This window comes from Pelagicoccus enzymogenes, from assembly GCF_014803405.1.
In the GTDB taxonomy this organism is placed as follows: domain Bacteria; phylum Verrucomicrobiota; class Verrucomicrobiia; order Opitutales; family Opitutaceae; genus Pelagicoccus; species Pelagicoccus enzymogenes.
Map to the genome: position 1 here is coordinate 1 of NZ_JACYFG010000011.1, position 3513 is coordinate 3513.

The 3513-nt window shown below is 53.1% G+C and carries 4 protein-coding genes; 1 reads left to right on the forward strand and 3 read right to left on the reverse strand.

Annotation, left to right across the window (positions count from 1 at the left end; translation table 11 throughout):
• Window positions 1-12 precede the first annotated feature (12 nt).
• The 3 genes from IEN85_RS09105 to IEN85_RS09115 all read right to left on the reverse strand — a co-directional run bounded on the left by IEN85_RS09105 (window position 13) and on the right by IEN85_RS09115 (window position 1866).
• On the reverse strand, window positions 13-381 hold the full coding sequence (locus IEN85_RS09105; protein WP_191616623.1) for a hypothetical protein: 369 nt from the start codon (window positions 379-381) through the stop codon (window positions 13-15).
• Between the two features lie 67 nt (window positions 382-448).
• Entirely contained in the window at window positions 449-1423 is a 975-nt protein-coding gene (locus IEN85_RS09110) for a PIN domain-containing protein (protein WP_191616788.1), read from the reverse strand.
• A gap of 143 nt (window positions 1424-1566) precedes the next feature.
• Window positions 1567-1866 (reverse strand): barstar family protein, encoded by a 300-nt coding sequence (locus IEN85_RS09115; protein WP_191616789.1) that lies wholly within the window; start codon window positions 1864-1866, stop codon window positions 1567-1569.
• A gap of 346 nt (window positions 1867-2212) precedes the next feature.
• Between IEN85_RS09115 and IEN85_RS09120 the strand changes: the two genes are divergently transcribed.
• A complete protein-coding gene (locus IEN85_RS09120) occupies window positions 2213-3481 on the forward strand; it encodes an IS110 family RNA-guided transposase (protein ID WP_191616790.1) in 1269 nt (422 codons plus the stop codon).
• Window positions 3482-3513: the final 32 nt, after the last annotated feature.

Below are 3513 nucleotides of genomic sequence, written 5' to 3' on the forward strand. Positions count from 1 at the left end.
AACGCTGAGGTCTCACGGCGTGCGCTTGCGCACGTTGTGAGCACCGACTTGATATGCTTTATTTTTTACTGCCCAGCAGAAGCTGAAGAGTAAGCTGAAGTAGGTAGTGAAAAGAATAGCTATGACGAAGAATGCTTTTCTGTAACCGTTCGCTTCGAAGAAGCGTCCAGCATCAAAATATGTGAGGATATCCTGAATACCGTCTATACTTTTATCTCCGACGGACACGATCATAATTATTCCCAGCAGCGTCCAAGTCAAAGGAGCACTGATCAAAACCCACTTCATCCAATTCGGTGCTTGCTCTTCCTTTCTGAAAGCCAACGAAACGATGAACCCGATCAAGATGGTGACACCGTAAAACTGTGGATTGCTAATCATTTGTTTTGCATATCGCCAAGCTCAGACGCGAGCGCTTGCGCTCGTTGTCTGATGCGCCTGGTTAGGGTTATTCATTTCTTCCAGATTTTTCTTCAATCACGTCTTTGATGATCTCTTTGTGCTCCTTCTTTCGAAGCCTATCAAGGTGCGGTGCGGCCACACGATTGAGGAAATCTGAAACGTCATAATCAGTGACTATACCTCCAAACTGCCCGTTCTCTAACGCCGCCTCCAATATTCGTTCTACCTCACTCAGTGAGTAATAGCTAAACTGCTCTAGCTTTCCTATTAAATAATGTGTTGTCGCAAAAGAGCCAGAACACTTCAAATCATCTATTAACTCTTCTTTTTTGCTATCGTAAGAAAACTCTATGCCATCGAATCTAGCCTTTAGGAATGAATCCAACGTTCTGTATGTATGTAATTCTGAATTCTTCTTTTCTTTCCATTCTTCGATTAGGAATGGATGTGCTTTTGAGTCGTCTAAGATAGAGTAAAAGTCGCCATCTTCGCTAATAATATGCAGATCCTCCGTTTCTGGCACCTTGTCTAGCAGAATCAGCCAGTTTATTGCGTCACCGATAGATCCGTTCTTTCCGGGTGGATTTCCCATATCCATCCTGGCTTTCGCTCTCGCGTAATATTCCTCTGGGAGTGAAGAAAAGTCTGATTCCTCAAAAATCTTGGATATTAGCTGATCTGCGTGTAATGACTTTGTGGATATATCTTCATTGAGCTTCTCAAGGAGTTCCTTGGATGCTGCCTGCATCTTGTTCGAGAGTGATCGAATTTCGGTGTACTGTTCATACGGCTTCATAAATGAAGGGAACTGAACACTTCTTACGGTCTCTTTGTATTTTTTGAGTGCGTCACTAATCTTCTTTTCGCGATTCCGTCGAAACTCGTCTCTTACTTGAACCGTTAGATGGACTTTAGCCGCTCCTCTTTCATGAGATGCGAATACGTCACCCAGAGCGCTTAACTCGTCCTTTGTAAAATGGAAGAAGTTGAGAAGGATGTTTGTATCGATGAATACGTGCATTGTTTTCTCACTAACGTCAAATCCACACGATGGCGGCTTCGGTTGAGGTTCCAAGTCTGTAGAGGTTGATTTTCATGGGGTCGTTATGAAAGAGGCGAGCGTTTGCCGCCATTGTGTGCGATGTCTGGTTGGGTAAGTCATTCTTATGCGTAAGACAGTGAAAGTATCGAATCTTGTCCTTGCTCTGTCATGCGATAGTTCACGAAAGCTGAGCATTCGTTTATCGCTTCGTAGATCTCCTTACTTCTTTCTTTTAGATCCTTCATTTCTTCGAGTTCGAAGCAGAGTAGATCGTTTCCTTGCTCGAATAGATCGCCGACACAATCAATCCATGCATCCATATTTCTTCCGTAGTAGTCGGGGAATCCTAATTCTTCGCTGAAGAAATCATGAAATGAATCCCAGTCAGAAATCTTGGATACATCTAGTTTGATCTTCTTCATTTCTTTCTACCCAACGTGAAAGCCATACGCGTATATAGGCTAGGAGAAGTTATTCATGATGCCCGAAAGGCGCGGGCCGAAGAGCTCGCTTTCGGGGCATTGTGAATAACTTCCGGCGGGGTTGGACTCCGTTTGGCTTTTCATTACAATTTCAGCGCTCGCCCGCAGTCCAGGAACAAATACGCGGCGTCCCCTGGAGGACTGTGACCTTACCGTTCCGGGCTGCGGGTAGCGCCTTGACTTTTTGACGACTCCTCGGTGGAAGCCCTCTGCACGGACCACTCTATATTGCTGTCGCTGCCGGTCAAGGACGAGCTTTCCGCAACCCTCAACCGACTATGACACGATGAAGGAAAAGCCCCTGGACTTCGCGATCGGGATCGACCGTTCCGACGCAACCCTGGACGTTTGCCTCGCCTCCCTGCGGGCGGGCTCCAGTCCGCGTTTCGACAAGCTGGCCAACAGCCCCGACGAACTGGGCGCGTGGCTGGCGAGGCTTCGCTCCGAGCATCCCGAGGCCCGCGTCGCGGTGGCCTTCGAGATGCCCGCTCCCGACCTGGTAGCCTTCCTGTGCCCGCGCGGCTGGCTGGAGGTCTACGCCCTCAACCCCAGCGTGCCGGCCCGCTTCCGCAAGGCCTTCAACGGCTCCGGGGCCAAGAGCGACCTGCTGGACTGCGAGGTCCTCGCCCAGCTGCTGGCCTCGCACCGCGACAAGCTCCGGGCCCACCGGCTGGACAGCGCGGCCATGCGCAGGATCGACTCGCTCTCCAAGGCCCGCCGCGGGGAGGTCGACCGGCAGGTCGAGCAGTGCAACCGCCTCAAGTCGCTGCTAAAAAGCAGCTTCCCGCAGGCCCTGGCGCTGCTGGGCAGGGACTTGCACGCCCCCATGGCGATAGGCTTCCTTCGCCGCTGGCCCTCGCTGCAGGCGGCCCGCGAGGCGGACCCCGAGGAGATGGCGGCCTTCTACCGCAGCTCCCACTGCTCGCGCAGGGACGTGATCGAGGAGCGCCTGCGGGTGGTGGCCGAGTCCGTCGTCCTGACCGACGACCCCGCGATCATGGACGTCATGGAGCTTCGAATCTCCAGCTGCCTGGACCACATCGAGGCCTGCTCGAGGGCCATCGCGAGATACGACCAGGAGCTGGCCCGGCGCTACGCCGAGTCGGAGGACAAGCCGATCTTCGACAGCCTTCCCGGAGCCGGTCCGGCTCTAGGGCCGCGGCTGCTCTCGGCCATGGGCGAGGACCGCTCCCGCTACTCCAGCCGCGAGGCCCTGCAGCGCTACAGCGGGGTCGCCCCCGTTACCCAGAGCAGCGGCAAGAAGCGCATCGTGCACCGCCGCTACTCCCGGCCGAGGTTCCTGATGCAGACCTTCGTGGAGTTCGCCGGCGAGTCGATAAAGTGGAGCTCCTGGGCGTCCGCGTTCTGGAGGATGAAGAAGGCCGCGGGAATGACCTACAACTGCGCCATGCGGGAGCTGGCCTACAAGTGGCAGAGGATAATATACCGGATGTGGAAGACTCGAACCGCCTACGACGAAGGGCTCTATATAGAACGACTAAAAGCGAAAGGAAGCCCGATATGCGCGTACCTGCAAGATTCCATGAAAAACTGATATAGCAGCTTGACTCCTAGCCTCAGTGGTAA